The following is an 18,197-nucleotide window of genomic DNA, read 5'->3' on the forward strand; positions in this document are numbered from 1 at the left end:
CGTGGCGATGGTTTTTCAGCGCCTGTAAGGTCGAGCGCCGCGTGGGCGGCGCTCGATTTATGCCTCAGCAACCACTCAAGCCAAACCGCCCACCCAAATCCCCCCCGTGCGATTGACGCTCCCGGCCCAACCCTCTAACCTTCGCGGCGTGTTTCAGGTGCCCTGCCAGCCTCGACTGAGCAGGGTGAAACTGGGAAGCCGGTGGGCGCCAGCAAAGGCGCGATTCCGGCGCTGCCCCCGCAACGGTAGGTGAGTCAAAGGTCGCGCACAGCCACTGGATGCCAGCATCCGGGAAGGCGCGCAGGCCCGGGCCAAGGCCCGCTCGCAAGCCCGGAGACCGGCCTGATACAGCCAACGGCATCACGGAGGGTGATGCGCGGTGCACCGTGGCCTACGGCCACTGCTCCTGCGCGCTCTGTGTCTGCCTGCCTATCGACCTGTCGCCGCCTCTCGCGTGGCGTCAGCCTGCGGAGACCCCTGATGAGCGAACCCACCGAACGCGACGAACGCCACCTGGCGCGCATGCAGCGCAAAAAGGCAATCATCGACGAGCGTATCGCCAATTCCCCCAACGAATGCGGCCTGCTGCTGGTGCTGACCGGCAATGGCAAGGGCAAGAGCAGCTCGGCCTTCGGCATGCTCGCCCGTGCCCTGGGCCATGGTATGCAGTGCGGCGTGGTGCAGTTCATCAAAGGCCGCAACAGCACTGGCGAAGAGCTGTTCTTCCGGCGTTTCCCCGAACAGGTGCGTTATCACGTGATGGGCGAAGGCTTTACCTGGGAGACCCAGGACCGCCAGCGTGACATTGCCGCCGCTGAAGCCGCCTGGGCGGTGTCGCGCCAGCTGCTGCAGGACCCGACCGTGCAGTTCGTGGTGCTCGATGAACTCAATATCGCCCTCAAGCATGGTTACCTCGACCTCGACCAGGTGCTGTCCGACATCCAGGCCCGCCCGCCGATGCAGCACGTGATCGTCACCGGCCGCGCGGCCAAGCCTGAAATGATCGAGCTGGCCGATACCGTCACCGAGATGGGCATGCTCAAGCACGCCTTCCAGGCGGGTATCCGTGCGCAGAAAGGCGTCGAACTGTGACTCAAATGCGACACTGCCCGGCGGTATTGATTGCAGCGCCGGCTTCCGGCCAGGGCAAGACCACCGTCACCGCCGCCTTGGCCCGCCTGCACCGTAACCTTGGGCGCAAGGTCCGGGTGTTCAAATGCGGGCCCGACTTTCTCGACCCGATGATCCTCGAACGTGCCAGCGGCGCGCCGGTCTACCAGCTCGACCTGTGGATGATCGGCGCCCAGGAAAGCCGCCGCCTGCTGTGGGACGCAGCCGGGGAGGCCGACCTGATCCTGATCGAAGGGGTCATGGGGCTGTTCGACGGTACTCCGTCGAGCGCCGACCTGGCGCGCCACTTCGGCGTGCCGGTGCTGGCGGTAATCGACGGCACGGCCATGGCCCAGACCTTCGGTGCCCTGGCCTTGGGGCTGGCTCGTTACCAGGCCGACCTGCCGTTCGCCGGTGTGCTGGCCAACCGGGTCGGTAGTCTGCGCCATGCGCAACTGCTTGAAGGCAGCCTGACCGAGGGGTTGCGCTGGTATGGCGGCTTGTCGCGTGAGCGGGGTATCGAACTGCCCAGCCGCCACCTGGGGTTGGTCCAAGCCAGCGAACTGAACGACCTGGATGCCCGCCTGGATGCTGCGGCCGAAGCGCTGGGTGCCAGTTGCGATGCTGCTTTACCGCCACCGGTGGCGTTTGCCGAGCCCGAGCTACAGCCGGCCGCCGCGTCATTGGCCGGTGTGCGCATCGGCGTGGCCCGGGACGAGGCGTTTGCCTTCACCTACGGTGCCAACCTCGACCTGCTGCGCAACCTGGGCGCGCAACTGGTGTTTTTCTCGCCACTGCATGACCGTGAACTGCCAACCGTGGACAGCCTGTACCTGCCGGGCGGCTATCCCGAACTGCACCACCACGCGTTGGCGGCCAACACCGCCATGTGCGTGGCGATCCGTGACCATCACGGGCAGGGCAAGCCCTTGTTGGCGGAATGCGGCGGCATGCTCTACCTGCTCGACGCACTGACCGATGTGGCGGGGGAGCGTGCCGAACTGCTCGGCTTGCTGGCGGGCGAGGCGACCATGCAGAAACGCCTTGCAGCCCTGGCCTTGCAGGCCGTGGAGCTGCCGGAAGGTACCCTGCGCGGGCATACCTACCACCACTCCCTGACCAGCACCGAGCTGACGCCGATCGCGCGTGGCCTGAGCCCCAACGGCGGGCGTGGCAACGAGGCGGTGTATCGCCTGGGACGCCTGACGGCATCCTACGTGCACTTCTACTTCCCCTCCAACCCTGACGCGGCGGCGGCGCTGCTGCGACCATGAGCCAACACGCTTTCAGCGACGCCGAGCGCGCCGCCGTGTACCGGGCCATCGGCGAGCGCCGCGACATGCGTCATTTCGCCGGTGGCGAGGTGGCCCCGGCGCTGCTTGGCCGCCTGTTGGCCGCGGCGCATCAGGCACCCAGCGTCGGGCTGATGCAGCCCTGGCGGTTCATCCGTATCACCCAGCGTGGCCTGCGCGAGCGCATCCAGGCGCTGGTCGAGGAGGAGCGGGTACGCACCGCCGATGCCCTGGGTGAACGAGCCGATGCGTTCATGGCCCTCAAGGTCGAAGGCATCAACGATTGTGCCGAGCTGCTGGTGGCCGCCTTGATGGACCAGCGCGAGCCGCACATCTTCGGCCGTCGCACCTTGCCGGAAATGGACCTCGCCTCGCTGGCCTGTGCCATCCAGAACCTGTGGCTGGCGGCGCGAGCCGAAGGCCTGGGGATGGGCTGGGTGTCGTTGTTCGACCCGCTGGCCCTGGCCGAGCTGCTGGGCATGCCTGCCGGCGCCAAGCCGGTGGCCGTGCTGTGCCTGGGGCCTGTGACCGAATTCTATCCGGCGCCAATGCTGGTGCAGGAAAACTGGGCCGAACAACGCCCCTTGAGTGACATGCTGTATCACAACCAATGGGGAGAGCGGCCATGAGCGTTGCCTTGCTGACCGTGGCCGGGGTGGCCCTGGATGCCTTGCTGGGCGAGCCGCAACGGCGTCATCCACTGGTGGCGTTCGGCAACATGGCCGCCAACCTGGAGCGCCGCCTGAACGCTGGCGGGCGCGGTTGGCGCAGCCACGGGGTGAGCGCGTGGTTCATTGCCGTGGTGCCGCTGACCCTGGTCGCATTGATCCTGTCCTGGCTGCCGTACATCGGCTGGCTGGTGGACGTGCTGGCGCTGTATTGCGCCCTGGGGCTGCGCAGCCTTGGCGAGCATGTGTTGCCGGTGGCCAACGCGTTGCGCCAAGGCGACCTGGAAGAGGCACGGCGGCGGGTCGGCTACCTGGTCAGCCGCGAAACCCGCGAGCTGGACGAGCCCGCCGTGGCCCGGGCAGCCACCGAGTCGGTGCTGGAGAACGGCAGCGATGCTGTGTTCGCCGCGCTCTTCTGGTTTGTGCTGGCTGGCGCGCCCGGTGTGGTGTTGTACCGGCTGAGCAATACCCTGGATGCCATGTGGGGCTATCGCAACGAGCGTTTCGAGCGGTTTGGCTGGTGCGCGGCGCGTATCGACGATGTGCTCAACTATATTCCCGCAAGGCTGGTGGCGCTGACCTACGCGCTGCTCGGCAAGACCCGCCTGGCCCTGGCCTGCTGGCGCAACCAGGGGCCACTGTGGGACAGCCCCAACGCAGGCCCGGTGATGGCGGCCGGTGCCGGCGCGCTGGCGGTCGAACTCGGCGGCCCGGCGGTTTACCACGGTGAGCTGCACGAGCGGCCACGCCTGGGCGAAGGGCCGATGGCCGATGCCGACGCCATCGAGCGCGGCTGGAGCCTGGTGCAGCGAGGTGTGTGGCTGTGGGTACTGGTGATTTGCCTGGGGGCTTACTGGAATGCTTGAACACGGTGGTCGTCTGCTACGTGCGGTGCATCAATACGGCATCGCGCGCGAACACTGGCTCGACCTGTCCAGCGGCATCGCCCCTTGGTCTTACCCGATCCCGCCGATTCCCCTCGACGCCTGGGCGCGCCTGCCAGAGACCGAAGACGGCCTGGAAGAGGCCGCGCGGCAGTATTACGGCACTCGCCAGCTACTGCCGGTAGCCGGCTCGCAGGCCGCGATCCAGGCCTTGCCGTTGTTGCGCCCGGCTGGCCGGGTCGGCGTGCTGACCCCTTGCTACGCCGAGCATCCGCACGCCTGGCAGCGGGCAGGGCATCAGTTGCTGGAGCTGGATGAAGCTGAGGTCGAGGGCGCGCTCGACAGCCTCGATGTGCTGGTGCTGGTCAACCCCAACAACCCGACCGGCCGCCAGGTCAGCCGCGAGCGCCTGCTCAACTGGCATGGCCGCCTGGCAGCCCGCGGAGGCTGGCTAGTGGTCGACGAAGCGTTCATGGACAACACCCCCGCTCATAGCGTGGTCGACTGCGCCGAGCGGCCAGGGCTGATCGTGCTGCGTTCGTTTGGCAAGTTCTTTGGCCTGGCCGGTGTCCGGTTGGGCTTCGTTGCGGCTCAAGCAAGCCTGCTGCAGCGCCTGGCAGAGCTGCTTGGCCCTTGGACTATCAGTGGCCCGACGCGGGTGCTGGCTCAGGCCTGTTTTGCCGACCACACCGCCCACCTGTTGCAGATCGACCGCTGCGCCGCCAGCAGCCAGCGGCTCGCTGCCTTGTTGCGCAGCACCGGCCTGGCCCCGAGCGGTGGCTGCGACCTGTTCCAGTACGTGCGCAGCGAACGTGCCGCGCACCTGCATGACTTTCTCGCCCGGCGCGGCATCCTGGTTCGCCTGTTCGCGCTGCCAGCCGCCGTGCGCCTGGGCTTGCCTGCCTGCACTGCGGACGAACAACGCCTGGCCCAGGCCCTGACCGACTATCAAAAGGAAACGGCATGACCACGCTCATGGTGCAAGGCACCACCTCCGATGCCGGCAAGAGCACGCTGGTGACCGCGCTGTGCCGCTGGCTCCTGCGTCAGGGCGTCGGCGTGGTGCCATTCAAACCGCAGAACATGGCGCTCAACAGCGCGGTTACCGCCGATGGTGGCGAAATTGGCCGGGCCCAGGCCGTACAGGCCCAGGCTTGCCGATTGGTGCCGCACACCGACATGAACCCGGTGCTGCTCAAGCCCAACAGCGACACCGGCGCCCAGGTGATCATCCACGGGCGCGCGGTCACCAGCATGAATGCAGTGGCCTATCACGACTACAAGGCCATCGCCATGCAGGCCGTGCTGGCCTCGCACCAGCGCCTGAGCGCTGCGTACCCGGTGGTCATGGTCGAAGGCGCAGGCTCGCCTGCGGAGATCAACCTGCGTGCCGGCGACATCGCCAACATGGGCTTTGCCGAAGCGGTGGACTGCCCGGTGATTCTGGTGGCTGACATCAATCGCGGCGGGGTCTTCGCGCACCTTGTCGGCACCCTCGAATTGCTGTCGCCGAGTGAGCAGGCACGGGTCAAGGGCTTTGTCATCAACCGCTTTCGCGGTGATATCGCTCTGCTTCAGCCAGGCCTGGATTGGCTGGAAGCGCGCACCGGCAAGCCGGTGCTGGGTGTGTTGCCTTATGTCACCGACCTGCACCTGGAGGCCGAGGACGGCATAGATGTACGCCAGGCAGCCAAGCATGAGCGTGTATTGAAGGTGATCGTGCCGGTGCTGCCGCGCATCAGCAACCACACCGACTTCGACCCGCTGCGCCTGCACCCACAAGTGGACCTGCAATTCATCGGGCCGGGCCAACCGATACCGCCTGCCGACCTGATCATCCTGCCCGGCTCGAAAAGCGTGCGTGGCGACTTGGCGCAGTTGCGCGAGCGCGGCTGGGATACCGCCATTGCCCGCCACTTGCGCTACGGCGGCAAGCTGATTGGTATCTGCGGCGGTTTGCAGATGCTCGGGGCGCAGGTGCACGACCCGCTGGGTCTGGAAGGGCCGGCGGGCTCCAGCCCAGGGCTGGGGCTGCTCGAATACGCCACGGTGCTGGAGGCCGACAAGCAACTGCGCAACGTCACCGGTACCCTGACCCTGGAACAGGCGCCGGTGTCCGGCTACGAGATCCATGCCGGCGTCACCCAAGGCGCGGCCTTGGAACAGCCTGCCGTGCAGCTTGATGACGGGCGCTGCGACGGTGCCATCAGTGCCGACGGGCAGGTCCTCGCCACGTACCTGCATGGCCTGTTCGAAGGCAGCGAGTCGTGCGCCGCGCTGTTGCGCTGGGCCGGGCTGGCGGACGCACAGACCATCGACTATCAGGCCCTGCGCGAACGTGACATCGAGCGCCTGGCGGACCTGGTGGAAAAGCACCTGGACACCGCGCACCTGCGCACACTGTGTGGAGTCGCCTGAAATGCGCAACCTGATCCTTGGTGGTGCGCGCTCCGGCAAGAGCCGCCTGGCCGAACAGTTGGCCAGCGACAGCGGCCTGCCGGTGACCTACATCGCCACCAGCGAGCCGCTGGACGGCGAAATGAACGAACGCGTGCGCCTGCATCGCCAGCGCCGGCCTGCCGACTGGGGGCTGATTGAAGAGCCCCTGGCGCTGGCTGCCGTGCTGCGCCGCGAAGCAGCCGCAGGGCGTTGCCTGCTGGTGGATTGCCTGACCCTGTGGCTGACCAACCTGCTGATGCTCGACGACGACCAGCGCCTGGCCGAGGAGCGTGATGCGCTGCTCGACTGCCTTGAGCAGTTGCCGGGTACCCTCATTCTGGTCAGCAACGAAACCGGCCTGGGTGTGGTGCCCATGGGCGAACTGACCCGGCGCTATGTCGACCAGGCCGGCTGGTTGCACCAGGCCGTTGCCGAACGCTGTCAGCGCGTGGTACTGACCGTGGCTGGCCTGCCCCTTATGCTCAAAGGACCTGCACTATGACTCAAGCCTGGTGGCGTGACGCCTGCCAACCCCTCGACAACGCCGCCATGGACCAGGCCCGCGCCCGTCAGCAGCATCTGACCAAACCTGCCGGTTCGCTCGGCCAGCTGGAAGGCCTTGCTGTGCACCTGGCGGGCCTGCAAGGCCGTGAGCGGCCCGCACTGGACCAGCTCACCATCACCATTTTCGCCGGTGACCACGGCGTGGTCGAGGAAGGCATTTCAGCCTACCCGCAAGCGGTGACCGGGCAGATGCTGCGCAACTTCGTCGGCGGTGGTGCGGCGATCAGCGTGCTGGCTCGCCAGCTGCACGCCAGCCTGGAAGTGGTCGACCTCGGTACCATCGACCCTGCGCTGGAGCTGCCCGGCGTGAGGCATTTGCGCCTGGGCGCCGGCACCGCCAACTTCGCCCGCCACCCCGCGATGACCGAGCGCCAGTTGCAGGCCGCGCTTGAGGCGGGCCGTGACAGCGCCCTGCGGGCGGCCGAACAGGGTGCGCAGTTGTTCATCGGCGGCGAAATGGGCATCGGCAACACCACAGCTGCCGCCGCCCTGGCCAGCAACCTGCTGGGTTGCCCGGCCCGTGAGCTGAGCGGCCCGGGCACTGGCCTGGACACCGCCGGTGTGCGGCACAAGGCCGAAGTCATCGAGCGAGCGCTGATCCTGCATGGTCTGCGCGCGGACGACCCGCTGCAGGCGCTGGCATGCGTTGGTGGTTTCGAGATCGCCGCCTTGGCCGGCGCCTACATCGCCTGCGCGCAAGAAGGTATTGCGGTGCTGGTGGACGGCTTCATCTGCAGTGTCGCCGCACTGGTGGCGGTGCGCCTCAACCCGCAGTGCCGGGCATGGCTGTTGTTTGCCCACCAGGGCGCGGAGCCAGGGCACAAGGCCCTGCTCGAAGCACTGCAGGCCGAACCGCTGCTGGCGCTGGGCCTGCGCCTGGGTGAGGGCAGCGGTGCCGCCCTGGCGGTGCCTTTGTTGCGCCTGGCCTGCGCACTGCACGGGCAGATGGCGACATTTGCCGAGGCCGCCGTGGCGGACCGCCCGGCATGATCCTCGACCTGCTGCGCCACGGCGAAACGGAGCAAGGTGGCCTGCGTGGCAGCCTTGACGATGCTCTGACCGAAAAGGGCTGGGCGCAGATGCGTGACGCCGTCGCCGAGGCTGGCCCATGGCAGGTGCTGGTCAGCTCGCCCTTGCAGCGTTGTGCACGGTTTGCCGACAAGCTGGGGGCGCGTCTACACCTGCCGGTACAGCGCGAGGCTGATCTGCAGGAGCTGCATTTCGGTGATTGGGAAGGGCGCAGCGCGGCGCAGATCATGGAAGACCAGGCCGACGCCCTCGGGCGTTTCTGGGCCGACCCTTACGCGTGTACGCCGCCCAATGGTGAGCCGGTCGAGGCGTTTGCCGAGCGCGTTCTGGCTGGCGTCGAGCGGCTGGGCCAGCAGCATGCCGGCAAGCGTGTGCTGCTGGTCACCCACGGCGGCGTGATGCGCCTGTTGCTGGCCCGGGCGCGTGGCATGCCCAGGGAACACTTGCTGCAGGTGGAAGTTGCCCACGGCGCATTGGTCCGCCTGGTGCTGCGTGACGACGGCCAATGGGCCGAGGCGCACTGACATGCTGGCGTTCTGGATTGCCTTGCAGTTCCTCAGCAGCCTGCCGGTGCGCTTGCCCGGTATGCCCGAGCCACGCCAAGTGGGCCGCTCGCTGTTGTGCTACCCCCTGGTAGGGCTGCTGTTCGGTCTGCTGCTGTGGCTGGCCAACCATCTTCTGTACGGCGCGCCCACGGCCCTGCATGCAGCAATGCTGCTGACGCTCTGGGTGTTGCTCAGCGGCGCACTGCACCTGGACGGCTTGGCCGACAGCGCCGATGCCTGGCTCGGTGGTTTCGGTGACCGTGAACGCACGCTGCAGATCATGAAGGACCCCCGCAGCGGGCCGATTGCCGTGGTGACCCTGGTGCTGGTGCTGCTGCTGAAATTCTGCGCCTTGTGGGCATTGGTCGAGCATGGGGTGGGGGTGGAACTGATCCTGGCGCCGGTGGTTGGCCGGGCGGCGATGCTTGGCTTGTTCCTCTGCACGCCTTATGTAAGGCCCGGGGGGTTGGGGCAGGCGCTGGCCGAGCATTTGCCACGTGCTGCTGCCGGGTGGGTCTTGTCGGGTAGCGCCGTCTTGTGCCTTGCCGTTGGTGGTTGGCCCGTGATCTGGGTACTGGTGGCGGTGCTGGGCGTGTTCGCCTGGCTGCGGCATGTCATGTGCCGGCGTCTGGGTGGCACGACCGGCGATACCGCCGGGGCGATGCTGGAGTTGCTGGAGCTGACCGTGGTGATGGGGCTGGCACTCGCTCTCTGAGCGACTGCAGCAGGGCGAAGAAACTTCCAGCAACGTAACCGCAGCCACGCCCATCATAGACTTGGGTTTATCATCGGCCTCCCATTCACGCGGCCAGGGAGGCCCTTTATGCGCCACTGGATCTTTGCCAGCCTGTTTGCTTTTCTCGCCTTGCCCGTCACCGCTGCTGATCTGATCAGCTTCTGGGATACGCCCCGCCACGGCGGCAACAGTTTCAATCGGCTGGCTCCCGACCAAGCCTACTTCAATGCCTTGCGTGCCTATGGCGCTACCTGGGTTCGGCTGTCTTATGACAAGTGGCAGCCAGCGCAGCGCGACTTCCTGCTGGGTAGCGCTGATGACTATCAAGGCCTGCCCGCAACCGATGTGGTTCAACTGCGTGCTGTGCTCGACCGTGCTCATCTGGCCGGGCTCAAGGTCGTCATTGCCCCCCTTTCCCTGCCTGGCATGCGATGGTCGCAGAACAACCAGGGCCAGTTTGACGACCGCCTCTGGCAAGACAAACGCTACTGGTCGCAGGCCGCTGCGTTCTGGCGGGACCTGGCGCGTGAATTGAAGGACCATCCCGCCATCGCGGCCTACAACCTGATCAATGAACCCGCCCCCGAACAACACGGTGGCCTGGCCGAACATGCTGCCCCTGAGCAGATGAAGCGCTGGTATGCACAAGCGCAAGGTACCGCCCGTGACTTGCCAGCGCTGTATGAGCAGTTGGTGGCGGCCATCCGTGAACAGGACCCAGACACACCGATCATGGTCGATGCAGGCTGGTATGCCGCCGCCGATGCTTTTGGTTACTGGCCCGCGCCGTTGGCAGACAGCCGGGCGCTGTACAGCGTACACATGTACGAACCCTATTCCGCCACCAGTGCGCCGAACATGACGCGCAAGCAACCCTTTGCCTACCCCGGCCCTGTACCGTTCGCCGGGCAGACGCAGCAGTGGGATGGCCAGCGTGTGCAGCAATACCTGCAACAACCGCTGGCCTGGAGCGAAGCGATGCACGTGCCACGCTCACGCCTAGTGGTGGGGGAGTTCGGTTGCATGCGCCGGTTGCCAGGCTGCCAGCGCTACCTGGAAGACGTTCTTACAGTGCTAGACAGCAACCAGTTGCACTGGGCGTTCTACAGCTTCCGTGAAGACAGTTGGGATGGCATGGACTACGAACTGGGCAGTGCCAAGGTGCCGTGGCGCTACTGGCAAGCCATTGATCAGGGCGCGCCGGACCCTCTGGCACGCAAGGCTACGGCGGAGTTCGAGCCGATCAGCAAACGCCTGAAGCCTGAATGACCTTTCGCTGATAGTTGAAATCTCTTGCAACACTCATGACGCGGGTATATACACGTATCCATGTTGACCAGTGAATGCATCTGCACCCATTTACGTCGAGCTGCCCGTGGGGTGAGCCGGCATTATGACGAGGCCCTTGCCGGCTTCGGCGTCAATGTCGCCCAGTTTTCCCTGTTGCGCCACTTGCAGCGCCTCGACCGCCCCAGCATTACCACCTTGGCCGAGGCCATGGGCCTTGAACGCAGTACCTTGGGGCGCAACCTGCGGGTGCTGGAAGCCGATGGCCTGGTGGCCTTGGCTGACGGCGATGACCAGCGCAACCGTGTGGTGCTGCTGACCGAGCCAGGCAAGGCGCTGTTGCAGGCGGCTTACCCGGCCTGGGAGCAGGCTCAAGAACTGCTGGTCGAGCGCCTGGGTGTTGGGCAGCGCGATGAGTTGGTACGTTTGCTGGAACAGCTGGCCTGAAGTGATACGACTATAAACGGGTATATACCCGTAAACCTTGCGAAGTGCTGGAGATAACGACAATGACTTCGGTGTGGCGAACCAGCGGGTGGGTACTGATGGGGGCAGCGCTGATTCTGGCGCTGTCCTTGGGTGTGCGACACGGTTTTGGCCTGTTCCTGGGGCCGATGAGCGCCGACTTTGGCTGGGGGCGTGGGGTGTTCGCCTTCGCCATCGCCTTGCAGAACCTGGTGTGGGGGCTGGCGCAGCCTTTCGCCGGTGCCTTGGCCGACCGCCTGGGGGCGGCGCGGGTGGTGATCATCGGCGGCATCCTGTACGCCGTCGGGTTGGTCCTGATGGGCATGGCCGATTCGCCCTGGTCGTTGTCGTTGAGTGCGGGGCTGCTGATCGGCATCGGCCTTTCCGGCACCTCATTCTCGGTCATCCTGGGTGTGGTCGGGCGCGCCGTGCCTGCCGAGAAACGCAGCATGGCGATGGGTATTGCCAGTGCTGCCGGTTCATTCGGCCAGTTCGCCATGTTGCCAGGCACGCTTGGCCTGATCGAGTGGCTGGGCTGGTCCGCTGCGCTGCTGGTGTTGGGCCTGCTGGTGGCATTGATCGTGCCCCTGGTCGGCATGTTGCGCGACCGCCCGCTGCCTAGCCATGGCGCTGAGCAGACCCTGGGCCAGGCCCTGCGTGAGGCCTGCTCGCATTCGGGGTTCTGGTTGCTGGCGCTGGGTTTCTTCGTTTGCGGCTTCCAGGTGGTGTTCATCGGGGTGCACCTGCCGGCCTACCTGGTCGATCAGCACCTGGCTGCCACCACTGGTACCACGGTGCTGGCACTGGTTGGCCTGTTCAACATCGTCGGCACCTTCACCGCCGGCTGGCTGGGTGGGCGCATGTCCAAGCCGCGCTTGCTCACTGGGTTGTATCTGCTGCGCGCGGTGGTGATCGTGTTGTTCCTCTGGGCGCCTGTGACCCAGGTCAGTGCCTACCTGTTCGGCATCGCCATGGGCTTGCTCTGGTTGTCTACCGTACCGCTGACCAATGGCACGGTGGCGACGTTGTTTGGCGTGCGCAACCTGTCGATGCTGGGCGGCATCGTGTTCCTGTTCCACCAGTTGGGCGCCTTCCTGGGTGGCTGGCTGGGCGGGGTGGTGTATGACCGCACGGGCAACTACGACCTCGTCTGGCAAATTTCGGTGCTGCTCAGCCTGCTGGCTGCGGCGCTCAGCTGGCCGGTACGTGAGCGCCCGGTCGCCCGCCTGCAGGCCCAGGCCGCATGAATCGCTACCTGGCCCAGGGGCTGCTGGCCGCTGCCGCTGTCGCTCTGCTGGCGCTGGTATGGTGGGGCTGGCACAAGGGTGGGCTGGCGTTGATGCAATTGGGCATGAGCGTTTGTTAAACGCTACCCTGCAAGTTCATGGATTGTCTTGCCGGAGAAACGAATGATGCGTGCACATTGGTTGATGGTGCCTGTGCTGGGCCTGCTTGCCGCCACGTCGAGCTGGGCTGCGGATTGCCCCGCCTTGTTGCAGGGCAGCCTGCCGGAGTTGCGTGGCAAGGGGCAGGTCGACCTGTGTCAGCGCTTTGCCGGCAAGCCGCTGGTGGTGGTCAACACGGCCAGCTATTGCGGGTTCGCGCCGCAGTTCGAGGGGTTGGAGGCAACGTACAAGGCGTACCACGAGCAGGGGCTGGAGATGCTTGGTGTACCCTCCAATGACTTCAAGCAAGAAGACCCCGATAGCGAAAAAATTGCCAACGTCTGCTACGCCAATTATGGCGTGACCTTCACCATGACCAAGGCCCAGGCAGTACGCGGCAAGGATGCGATACCGCTGTTCAGCGAGCTGGCAAACCAGAGCAGTGCGCCGAAGTGGAACTTCTACAAGTACGTGGTGGACCGCAAGGGCAAGGTGATCGGCAATTTTTCCAGCCTGACCAAGCCGGATGACCCTGCCTTCAGGGCTGCGATCGAGAAGGCCATCGCATCGCAGCCGTAGTGCTTTTCCTTCGATTCAATGAGGGTGAACAGTGATCGCCACCAGCCGCACCACCAGCGGCCTGACCATCAACACGCAGACAAACGCCACCGGCATGGCCAACTGGTACGCCTTCAGCACATTGCCCAGGTACTGCGGATTCACCCCAGCATTGGCGGCCGTGATCACAAAGCACATCAGCAGCGCCATGATCGATGACATGTAGAACGCGAAAACGTAGGGTGTGGCGCTGGGGCGCAGTTTGCGCCGGCTGCGTGTCGGGGACAGGTCGTTCATGCGAACTCCAGAACAGTAAGTGAGGGCGCAGGTTAGCAATCACCTCTGCCGGGCTTGTAGACCACCGTGGTTGAGTTCTTTATAAAGAGATTCTTACGAATCCAAAGGGCGCAACATGGACCTGCTCAATGCTATTCGCAGCTTCATCAAGGTAGTCGAAGCCGGTAGCATCGCTGCGGGTGCGCGCACCCTGGGGCTCAGCCCGGCGGCAGTGAGCCAGAACCTGGCACGGCTTGAAGCGCATCTGCAGGTGCGCTTGCTCAGCCGTACCACGCGCAGCATGGCGCTGACGCCGGCGGGTACGCTCTATTACGAGCGGGTCAGGCAGGTAGAGCGTGATCTGGCCCAGGCCGAGCTCGCCGTCACCACGCCCGACAGTGAGCCCCAGGGCCGCCTGTGCATTGCGTCGACCTCCGCCTTCGGTCGCCATGTGCTGGCGCCGTTGATCCCGGCATTCAGTGCCCGTTACCCGCAGCTTTCGATAGAATTGGTAACGACTGATCGACGGGTCAACCACGCGCGCGAAGATGTGGATGTCAGCCTGCGCATCGCCCCGCAACTGGAAGACCAGCTGCTGGCCAGGCACATCGCGCGTATCCCCTTCATTTGCTGCGCCTCGCCCGGTTACTTGGCCAGCGCCGGTGTACCTGCCACGCCCGAGGCCCTGCGCGAGCACCGCTGCCTGGTGTTCCGTTACCCGGTGGATGGCCGCTTCCTGCGGTGGGGCTTCATGCGCGACGGCATGCGTTTCGAGGCAGAGTTCGGCACCGTGCTGATCAGCGACGATATCGATGCCCTGACCCAGATGGCGCTACACGATGGCGGGATCACCCGGCTGGCAGCCTTCATCGTTCAGCCTTACCTGGCCACGGGTGAACTGGTGCCTTTGTTCGAATACAGCGACAGCGGGCAGGCCTATGCCCAGGCCGAGCCGATGGATATCTACCTGTGCCTGGCCGATCGTTTCGCCATGACCGCTAAGGTACGTGCCTTCACGGACTACCTGCGCGAATGCCTGGGTGACAGCTGGCAGGTCCAGGCATGAAAAAACCGCCACAAGGGCGGTTTCTCCATGCGCGGGATGACTCAGAAGCGGTAGGTGAGGGAGGCACCGACGCCGTGAGCGCTGTTTTCGTACTTGGCCTGGTAGCTGCCTTTGGTCGCGCTGACCTGGTTGACCTTGGTGTCTTCCTCCCACAGGTAGGAGTAGGCCACGTCGATGGTCATGTCTTCGTTCGGGCTCCAACCCGCCCCCAGGCTGAACACCTTGCGATCGCCAGTCGGGATGCGCGGTGAACGGTCGTGGTTGTTGGTTGGCGACTGGTCGACGGTGAAGCCGGTACGCAGTACCCACTCCTTGTTGACCTTGTAGGACGCGCCGATGGCGTGTGCCCAGGTGTCGTGCCAGTTCTGCTCTTCGGTGATGGTCTGGAACGCGGAACCGGCCAGCGGCGCTGGCACATCGTTTTGCACGGTGATGTCTTTCAGGCGGCTCCAGCGGGTCCAGGTGCTGCCTGCGTACAGGGTCCACTGGTCGTCGAGTTCGTGGGTGACCGAAAGGTCAACGGACTCTGGCGTCTTGATCTTCAGGGTGGCGTCGAACTTGTTACCGTTGAACGGCCCGATCAGCGGGGTGCTGACGCGGGTCTTGCCTTCGAGCTTGTAGTCGACCATCGAGTGGTAGGTCAGGCCGACGCGGGTGCTGTCGGTGGCCTGGACCAGGATACCGATGTTGTAACCCACGGCGGTGTCGTCGCCCTTGATCTTCACTTCACCATCGTTGCGGCCAGGGGTGAAGGGGTTGATCAGGCTCGAACCCAGTTCACCCTTGATGCGGTTGATGGTTGGGCCGAAACCGATCGAGACCTTGTCGTTGAAGGCGTAGCTGATGGTTGGCTGGAAGGTCACGACCTCGACGTGGCTCTTTTTGCCCCAGTAGCGGGCGGCATCGTCGCTGCCGTAGTCGGTCACCAGGCCGAAGGGCACGTAGACGCCGAAACCGACGCTCCAGTGATCATCGATCGGCTTGACGTAGTACCCCATCGGTACGCCGACCAGCGGCACCATGTCACCGTCGGTTTCCCCCCCGAGGTTGCTGCCACGGCCCGAGATATCGGACTTGGCGATGACGGCGGCGCCGCCCACGGTGATCTGTTCGCGTTTGAGGCGGGACATGCCGGCCGGGTTGCCAAACACGGTGCTGGCATCATCGGCAGAAGAAGAACGTCCCGCGAAACCTGTCCCCATGCTGCTGATGCTCTGTTCGTTCAGGGCAAAGCCGCTGGCGAGCAGTTGGCTGGAAGCAAGCGCAACGGCTACGCCGAGGGAGGTTTTGAGCATTACTTTTTTCATTATTAGAAACTCCTTGGGATCTCCGGGGCGAAAAGCTACCAACAAATCGCGCGCCGCGCTATAGCCTCAATCACAGGAGATAGAGCGGTTTTGTAGGACAATCCGACCAAAATTCCATTTTTTCCAGTAATGCTGTAGGGCGTTTCCTAAGATGCCTGAGGCAATCTCTGATCTATGCAGGTGTGCCAGGCTTGAGTGAAGTCACGCAGGCGACCTTGGGGGTGGAAAACCTGCCGCCAGATACGCGCCAGGCCCAGCAGGTCGTCAGCCGCCGGCAGCGCCGTGGCTTGGGCTTCGACCAGCATCCAGGCAATGGCGGTGGAGTAGCGCAGGTTTACCGTGAGTTCCAGGTGGGGGCCGCCGAGAAAGGCGTGTTGGCTGGCCAGGCCACGGACCAGGCTGGCGAGGTCCGGGTCGCGGGCGAGATACTCGTCCCAGAGCGCCTGGTGGCGGGTTTCGCCGATGCGGTAGAGGCCATGGCCACGTCGGTCGTGCAAGGCTGAGCCGAGTGCCGACTGGCTGGCGGCAATGCCCAGTAACAACGCTTCGGCGCTAGGGCAGTGACGGTTCAGGTAGACCAGGGTTGGCCGGATCACATACAGACACAATTCATTCGCAGCGATACCCATAATGCCCTCGAGCAAGTAAGGGCCGGACGGGCGCTGGAGCTTGGCAGCTGGTGAATGATCAGGCCCGCCGGAAGCGGTTAGCACCGCTCGAGTTGAAGTGTAGTGTGATAATCGTGGTGTAAAGAGCTGTTTTTAAATCGATTGCTGCCTGACGTCCTTGGCTATATGCCGTGCGGCAATTACGCCAAGAACGATCGGGCAGGGTGTCGAAACAGCGATTCAGCGCTTGAATACCGAGGTATTCGCCGCTCACGCAGTGAGCGACTGACGCGTCCGGGCGATTACCGCCTGCAGGGGTTCCTTGCGGCTGTACTGATCGGCGTACAGGCGTTCGGTGTGGCAGGCGACGCCGTGTTCGTCCACCAGGGTAAAGCTGAAGCTGCCCTTGCGAGGGGCAACGATAAGGCACTTCAACGGCGAGAAGGCCTGGGAGAGGGTGCCAATGGCAGCCTGAATGTGCGGATGAGTTTGCATATTATTGGAGGTTCCTGCTTTAAACACGGAGGATATGATCCGTGCATGATAGAAACGTTCCAGTGACGCCTTTATTAAGGGACGAACGAACCTGACTGGAACAAAGCAGCCAGAGGGAGCGCAATCAAATAGTGGGCGCTTGGGCTGACTGGTAGGTACTTAAGAGGGCAGGCAGCACACCGGGGCCAAGGTTCTAGGCCATCGGGGTGGGATCCTGATCAATCTGCTAGGTGATTCGAGCTTGGGCAGCGTATGGCTGGCGAAGGAATCATCGAGTGGGCCGGTCCTGGTTTCAGCAGGCTTCGCTGTTGGGGGAGCGATTCTGCAAGGACGCTTAAGGCCAATTGACTTTCAGCTTGGTACTAACGAGGCACACCTTACCGAGAATAGAACGGTTTGGCAAATGTTTCTGCAAGGGTGCAGGTTAGCCGAGCAGTATGGCGCTTCTTTCGCATGCTGTGAAGAGGGGCAAATGGCTGGCATTGCCGTGGATGTACTCATTTTGTGCACTCGAATGAGGGCTTGTGGTGCACTTGTGCACATTTGGCGCGCAAGCTGTAACACGGCGGCAACAGGCGCTGAGAGCCTCGCCAATGACTTGACTGGGGGGCTAAGTCAATGAAAAAAAACACTAATTTTTGCTGGTGAAAAAATCGTCAGTTTGACTGGAGCCCCCAATTCACGGGGGTTTTGGAGCCACCGAAGGGGGTTGTCCACCGAGTTATCCACAGGAACTGTGGATTGTCCCGAGCGCTTGCTCTAGGACGGGCGTGCCAGCAAGCCAGGGAACTGTCTGACAATCTTCGGGCACCCGTAGACCGGTTGGTCATCCACTTGAAAACGTCAAGAAAAGATCATCGAAATTATTTTTCAATCCTCCATAAATCGACAGGCCACGCCAGGAAAAATGGAGTAGAGTGGCGCGCCTTTCGAGTTACCTTTCCTGTTGCTCATGAAGTTTCGCAGTAAACACCTCGCCAACCCGGCTGATGCGTCGTCAGTGCCCCCACCCAAACGCTTTTCCCTGAAAGTGGCCCTGTGGCTGCTCGACAGCCCGCGCCTGGGTGACAAGCCTCAGGTCAAGCACCTGGCTGGTCGCCTGCTGAAACAGCCGGCCCGCCAAGGCGTCGTGGTAGCCCAGAGCCGGTTGGGGCAGATGCTGTGCCGTGATTGCGGCAACGCCCGGGACCGGCGCATCGGCCACGAACTGCTGCGTCAAGCCGCCCGTGCCGGTGATCGGCGCGCACAGCTGGAGTATGCAAGGTTATGCCAGGCCAACGCGCCCGAGCAGGCCCGCTACTGGCTGGAACTGGCGGCGGCGCAGGGCTCGCAGGAAGCGCGGCGGCTGCTGGGGCAGTGGTTTTCAGGTTGAGCACTGCATTGCCGCCAGCGGCCCTGTTGCAGGCACAGGCAACCTGCTTCTCAGGCTGATAAGCTGCGCAGCATTCATCAAGGTTCGATCGGGGTAACCATGACAGTGGAT

Annotated in this window: 21 protein-coding genes and 1 riboswitch; of the genes, 17 read left to right on the plus strand and 4 right to left on the minus strand. The window is 64.2% G+C overall.

Translation table 11 applies throughout. The annotated features are described in order from the left end of the window. Positions 1-138 precede the first annotated feature (138 nt). Positions 139-360: riboswitch (cobalamin riboswitch) on the plus strand. A gap of 120 nt (positions 361-480) precedes the next feature. The 15 genes from cobO (at position 481) to NP534_RS09445 (ending at position 12,983) form a co-directional block, all read left to right on the plus strand. Continuing rightward, positions 481-1,092, plus strand: a complete 612-nt coding sequence (gene cobO / locus NP534_RS09375; protein ID WP_095064096.1) for a cob(I)yrinic acid a,c-diamide adenosyltransferase — start codon at positions 481-483, stop codon at positions 1,090-1,092. Further along, on the plus strand, positions 1,089-2,384 hold the full coding sequence (locus tag NP534_RS09380) for a cobyrinate a,c-diamide synthase (protein WP_274098551.1): 1,296 nt from the start codon (positions 1,089-1,091) through the stop codon (positions 2,382-2,384). The genes cobO and NP534_RS09380 overlap by 4 nt, the downstream gene beginning before the upstream one ends. After that, a complete protein-coding gene (gene bluB, locus NP534_RS09385; RefSeq protein WP_186654565.1) occupies positions 2,381-3,031 on the plus strand; it encodes a 5,6-dimethylbenzimidazole synthase in 651 nt (216 codons plus the stop codon). The genes NP534_RS09380 and bluB overlap by 4 nt, the downstream gene beginning before the upstream one ends. Further along, positions 3,028-3,936, plus strand: coding sequence for an adenosylcobinamide-phosphate synthase CbiB (gene cbiB / locus NP534_RS09390; RefSeq protein WP_033700800.1), 909 nt, complete (start codon positions 3,028-3,030; stop codon positions 3,934-3,936). The genes bluB and cbiB overlap by 4 nt, the downstream gene beginning before the upstream one ends. Beyond that, a complete protein-coding gene (gene cobD, locus NP534_RS09395; RefSeq protein WP_274098552.1) occupies positions 3,929-4,921 on the plus strand; it encodes a threonine-phosphate decarboxylase CobD in 993 nt (330 codons plus the stop codon). The genes cbiB and cobD overlap by 8 nt, the downstream gene beginning before the upstream one ends. Further along, a complete protein-coding gene (locus NP534_RS09400; protein WP_274098553.1) occupies positions 4,918-6,372 on the plus strand; it encodes a cobyric acid synthase in 1,455 nt (484 codons plus the stop codon). The genes cobD and NP534_RS09400 overlap by 4 nt, the downstream gene beginning before the upstream one ends. Before the next feature lies 1 nt (position 6,373). Continuing rightward, positions 6,374-6,895, plus strand: a complete 522-nt coding sequence (gene cobU / locus NP534_RS09405) for a bifunctional adenosylcobinamide kinase/adenosylcobinamide-phosphate guanylyltransferase (RefSeq protein WP_033700796.1) — start codon at positions 6,374-6,376, stop codon at positions 6,893-6,895. Next, a complete protein-coding gene (gene cobT / locus NP534_RS09410; protein ID WP_274098554.1) occupies positions 6,892-7,947 on the plus strand; it encodes a nicotinate-nucleotide--dimethylbenzimidazole phosphoribosyltransferase in 1,056 nt (351 codons plus the stop codon). Before cobU ends, cobT begins: the two co-directional genes overlap by 4 nt. Next, a complete protein-coding gene (locus NP534_RS09415) occupies positions 7,944-8,510 on the plus strand; it encodes a histidine phosphatase family protein (RefSeq protein ID WP_274098555.1) in 567 nt (188 codons plus the stop codon). Before cobT ends, NP534_RS09415 begins: the two co-directional genes overlap by 4 nt. Position 8,511: 1 nt before the next feature. Next, on the plus strand, positions 8,512-9,246 hold the full coding sequence (locus NP534_RS09420) for an adenosylcobinamide-GDP ribazoletransferase (RefSeq protein WP_274098556.1): 735 nt from the start codon (positions 8,512-8,514) through the stop codon (positions 9,244-9,246). Between the two features lie 108 nt (positions 9,247-9,354). After that, the gene (locus NP534_RS09425; protein WP_443201077.1) at positions 9,355-10,536 is read left to right on the plus strand and encodes a glycoside hydrolase family 5 protein; all 1,182 of its coding nucleotides are present in this window, start codon (positions 9,355-9,357) and stop codon (positions 10,534-10,536) included. Positions 10,537-10,596: 60 nt separating this feature from the next. After that, positions 10,597-11,001 (plus strand): MarR family winged helix-turn-helix transcriptional regulator, encoded by a 405-nt coding sequence (locus NP534_RS09430; RefSeq protein ID WP_274098557.1) that lies wholly within the window; start codon positions 10,597-10,599, stop codon positions 10,999-11,001. 62 nt (positions 11,002-11,063) lie between these two features. Beyond that, positions 11,064-12,266, plus strand: a complete 1,203-nt coding sequence (locus tag NP534_RS09435; protein WP_434517954.1) for an MFS transporter — start codon at positions 11,064-11,066, stop codon at positions 12,264-12,266. Beyond that, on the plus strand, positions 12,263-12,385 hold the full coding sequence (locus tag NP534_RS09440) for a hypothetical protein (RefSeq protein WP_274098558.1): 123 nt from the start codon (positions 12,263-12,265) through the stop codon (positions 12,383-12,385). Before NP534_RS09435 ends, NP534_RS09440 begins: the two co-directional genes overlap by 4 nt. Positions 12,386-12,431: 46 nt before the next feature. Next, positions 12,432-12,983, plus strand: coding sequence for a glutathione peroxidase (locus tag NP534_RS09445; protein WP_033700789.1), 552 nt, complete (start codon positions 12,432-12,434; stop codon positions 12,981-12,983). Between the two features lie 15 nt (positions 12,984-12,998). Here NP534_RS09445 and NP534_RS09450 read toward each other — a convergent pair whose 3' ends face one another. Then, positions 12,999-13,259, minus strand: coding sequence for a DUF2798 domain-containing protein (locus NP534_RS09450; protein ID WP_033700788.1), 261 nt, complete (start codon positions 13,257-13,259; stop codon positions 12,999-13,001). Positions 13,260-13,374: 115 nt separating this feature from the next. On the opposite strand from NP534_RS09450, the gene NP534_RS09455 reads away from it, so the two are divergent. After that, positions 13,375-14,304, plus strand: a complete 930-nt coding sequence (locus tag NP534_RS09455; RefSeq protein ID WP_274098559.1) for a LysR family transcriptional regulator — start codon at positions 13,375-13,377, stop codon at positions 14,302-14,304. 41 nt (positions 14,305-14,345) lie between these two features. Here the strand turns inward: NP534_RS09455 and NP534_RS09460 are convergent, their stop codons facing one another. The 3 genes from NP534_RS09460 to NP534_RS09470 form a co-directional block, all read right to left on the minus strand. After that, entirely contained in the window at positions 14,346-15,611 is a 1,266-nt protein-coding gene (locus NP534_RS09460) for an OmpP1/FadL family transporter (protein ID WP_274098560.1), read from the minus strand. A gap of 146 nt (positions 15,612-15,757) precedes the next feature. Further along, complete coding sequence (locus NP534_RS09465) at positions 15,758-16,240, minus strand: hypothetical protein (RefSeq protein ID WP_047581696.1); 483 nt, start codon at positions 16,238-16,240, stop codon at positions 15,758-15,760. A gap of 249 nt (positions 16,241-16,489) precedes the next feature. Continuing rightward, entirely contained in the window at positions 16,490-16,714 is a 225-nt protein-coding gene (locus tag NP534_RS09470; protein ID WP_033700783.1) for a hypothetical protein, read from the minus strand. Positions 16,715-17,666: 952 nt separating this feature from the next. On the opposite strand from NP534_RS09470, the gene NP534_RS09475 reads away from it, so the two are divergent. Then, positions 17,667-18,086, plus strand: coding sequence for a tetratricopeptide repeat protein (locus NP534_RS09475; RefSeq protein ID WP_033701508.1), 420 nt, complete (start codon positions 17,667-17,669; stop codon positions 18,084-18,086). Positions 18,087-18,197: the final 111 nt, after the last annotated feature.

It is taken from the genome of Pseudomonas sp. 39004, from assembly GCF_028682155.1.
Taxonomy (GTDB): domain Bacteria; phylum Pseudomonadota; class Gammaproteobacteria; order Pseudomonadales; family Pseudomonadaceae; genus Aquipseudomonas; species Aquipseudomonas capeferrum.

Excerpts from the sequence above, each read along its gene's own strand:
- cobO (WP_095064096.1), top strand. The coding sequence starts at position 481 with ATGAGCGAACCCACCGAACGCGACGAACGCCACCTGGCGCGCATGCAG.
- bluB (WP_186654565.1), top strand. The coding sequence starts at position 2,381 with ATGAGCCAACACGCTTTCAGCGACGCCGAGCGCGCCGCCGTGTACCGG.
- cbiB (WP_033700800.1), top strand. The coding sequence starts at position 3,028 with ATGAGCGTTGCCTTGCTGACCGTGGCCGGGGTGGCCCTGGATGCCTTG.
- cobD (WP_274098552.1), top strand. The coding sequence starts at position 3,929 with ATGCTTGAACACGGTGGTCGTCTGCTACGTGCGGTGCATCAATACGGC.
- NP534_RS09400 (WP_274098553.1), top strand. The coding sequence starts at position 4,918 with ATGACCACGCTCATGGTGCAAGGCACCACCTCCGATGCCGGCAAGAGC.
- cobU (WP_033700796.1), top strand. The coding sequence starts at position 6,374 with ATGCGCAACCTGATCCTTGGTGGTGCGCGCTCCGGCAAGAGCCGCCTG.
- cobT (WP_274098554.1), top strand. The coding sequence starts at position 6,892 with ATGACTCAAGCCTGGTGGCGTGACGCCTGCCAACCCCTCGACAACGCC.
- NP534_RS09415 (WP_274098555.1), top strand. The coding sequence starts at position 7,944 with ATGATCCTCGACCTGCTGCGCCACGGCGAAACGGAGCAAGGTGGCCTG.
- NP534_RS09420 (WP_274098556.1), top strand. The coding sequence starts at position 8,512 with ATGCTGGCGTTCTGGATTGCCTTGCAGTTCCTCAGCAGCCTGCCGGTG.
- NP534_RS09425 (WP_443201077.1), top strand. The coding sequence starts at position 9,355 with ATGCGCCACTGGATCTTTGCCAGCCTGTTTGCTTTTCTCGCCTTGCCC.
- NP534_RS09430 (WP_274098557.1), top strand. The coding sequence starts at position 10,597 with ATGTTGACCAGTGAATGCATCTGCACCCATTTACGTCGAGCTGCCCGT.
- NP534_RS09435 (WP_434517954.1), top strand. The coding sequence starts at position 11,064 with ATGACTTCGGTGTGGCGAACCAGCGGGTGGGTACTGATGGGGGCAGCG.
- NP534_RS09440 (WP_274098558.1), top strand. The coding sequence starts at position 12,263 with ATGAATCGCTACCTGGCCCAGGGGCTGCTGGCCGCTGCCGCTGTCGCT.
- NP534_RS09445 (WP_033700789.1), top strand. The coding sequence starts at position 12,432 with ATGCGTGCACATTGGTTGATGGTGCCTGTGCTGGGCCTGCTTGCCGCC.
- NP534_RS09450 (WP_033700788.1), bottom strand. The coding sequence starts at position 13,259 with ATGAACGACCTGTCCCCGACACGCAGCCGGCGCAAACTGCGCCCCAGC.
- NP534_RS09455 (WP_274098559.1), top strand. The coding sequence starts at position 13,375 with ATGGACCTGCTCAATGCTATTCGCAGCTTCATCAAGGTAGTCGAAGCC.
- NP534_RS09460 (WP_274098560.1), bottom strand. The coding sequence starts at position 15,611 with ATGAAAAAAGTAATGCTCAAAACCTCCCTCGGCGTAGCCGTTGCGCTT.
- NP534_RS09465 (WP_047581696.1), bottom strand. The coding sequence starts at position 16,240 with ATGGGTATCGCTGCGAATGAATTGTGTCTGTATGTGATCCGGCCAACC.
- NP534_RS09470 (WP_033700783.1), bottom strand. The coding sequence starts at position 16,714 with ATGCAAACTCATCCGCACATTCAGGCTGCCATTGGCACCCTCTCCCAG.
- NP534_RS09475 (WP_033701508.1), top strand. The coding sequence starts at position 17,667 with ATGAAGTTTCGCAGTAAACACCTCGCCAACCCGGCTGATGCGTCGTCA.